Genomic DNA, 1,768 nt, shown 5'->3' with positions numbered 1-1,768 from the left:
GGCGCGGCCGGCCGGCTGACCGACGGCCCGACCCGGAATCCCGAGCGCGGGCGCGGAATCGGGGTGGACAGTTCGGTGACACAGACGTCGCGTACCCGGGCCAGCGGTGGGGCGTCCGTGCGCAGCCGGGACGCGAGAGCGGCGAGCGCTCCGGGTGGGCCGGCCGCCTCGATCACGACCCGGCCGTCGTCGTTGCGCACCCAGCCGTCCAGCCCGAGGCTGGTGCCCAGACGGTAGACGAACGGACGGAAACCGACCCCCTGCACGGTCCCGTGGACCTCAAGCCGGTGTGCCACCCGCTCGCGCCGTCCGGCGGTGTCGTCAGGCCGGATCATGACCGTAAGTCTTGCCGCCGAGCGTCATGGCGGGCAAGGGACCAGCGACCCGCCGCCGGCTCCCGCAGGGCCCGCGGCGGGTGCTTCCTTCAGCCCGCAGGCCCCGCGAAAAGAGCCGTGCTCGGACAGTCTTCGGTCGCCTGGCCGAGCGGAGCGCGCAAATCCCGCCACGGTCTGCCCTAGCGTTTCGTTGCGCGAAGTGTCCGGCCGCTGTTGTCAAGCGCTGTTGTCAAGCGTTGTTCCCGAGCGCGCCGGGCAGCTGACGTCCCGTCGAGGCGATGTGGGAGGCAAGCCGTGAACAGCAGCTGCGGGACGGTCGGGCAGGGTGCGGCGCACGGGGTGTCGCCACCGGGCGGTGCTGCCCGGCAGCGGGCAGCGGACGGCAGCCTGTCCGCGCGGCTCGCCGAGGCCGGGGTGGCGCGGCGGTCGATCCTGAAGTTCTGCGCGGGGGTCGTCGCGACCCTCGCGCTGCCGCCCCAGCTCGCTCCCCAGGTCGCGGCGGCGCTGGACAGGATCGACCGGCCTGCTGTCGTGTGGCTGGAGTTCCAGGACTGTGCCGGTGACAGCGAAGCGTTCCTACGCTCGCGCAATCCATCCGTCGCGGACCTGATCCTGGGAATGATTTCGCTCGACTACCACGAGACGTTGATGGCGGCGGCCGGCGCCGACGCCGAGGACGCCCGGGACAAGGCCGTGGCGCGGGGCGGGCACCTGGTCGTGGTCGAGGGCTCCGTGCCCACCGGCATCCCGGGGTCGTGCACGGTCGGGGGCCGATCGGCCGAGGAGATACTCAGGAGCGCTGCCCGCGGCGCGGCCGGGATCATCAACGCCGGCACCTGCTCGGCGTTCGGTGGGATCCCCGCCGCCGGCCCCAACCCGACCGGCGCGGTCCGGGTGGAAGACGTCGTCGGCGGGGTCGAGGTCGTCAACCTGACCGGTTGTCCGGTCAACGCCGACAACCTCACCGCGACGATCGTCCACTATCTGACGTTCGGGCAGTTCCCGGCCCGGGACGGCTTCGGCCGCCCGCTGTTCGCCTACGGGCAGCGCATCCACGACACCTGCGCGCGCCGGGGCCACTTCGACGCCGGCCAGTTCGCGCAGTCCTGGGGCGACGACGGCCATCGCAGGGGCTGGTGCCTGTACCGGCTCGGCTGCAAGGGGCCGGCCACATTCCACAACTGCCCGAGCGTTCGTTACAACGGGGGGACGTCCTGGCCGGTGGCGGCCGGGCACGGTTGTGTGGGCTGTTCCGAGCCTGGTTTCTGGGACACGATGTCGCCGTTCTACGACCGGCTGCCGCATGTCGCGACGCGGGACTTCAGCCTCACGGCGGACAGGATCGGTCTGGGTGTCCTCGCGGCGACCGCGACTGGATTCGCGGCGCACGGGGTCGGTAAGGTCATCCAGCACCGCGTGGCCGCGTCTCACAC

Annotated in this window: 2 protein-coding genes; one reads left to right on the top strand and one right to left on the bottom strand. The window is 72.3% G+C overall.

Annotated features, from left to right (window positions below; all coding sequences use genetic code 11):
- Nucleotides 1–335 (bottom strand): acylphosphatase (locus MJ783_RS05685; RefSeq protein WP_239308870.1); only part of this gene is annotated, 335 nt, incomplete at its 3' end.
- Between the two features lie 387 nt (nt 336–722).
- Between MJ783_RS05685 and MJ783_RS05680 the strand changes: the two genes are divergently transcribed.
- On the top strand, nt 723–1,768 hold a 1,046-nt coding region (locus tag MJ783_RS05680; protein WP_370651453.1), incomplete at its 3' end, for a hydrogenase small subunit.

This window comes from Protofrankia sp. Cj3 (assembly GCF_917627355.1).
Classification (GTDB): domain Bacteria; phylum Actinomycetota; class Actinomycetes; order Frankiales; family Frankiaceae; genus Protofrankia.
This window is presented reverse-complemented; position numbering and strand designations above follow the sequence as displayed.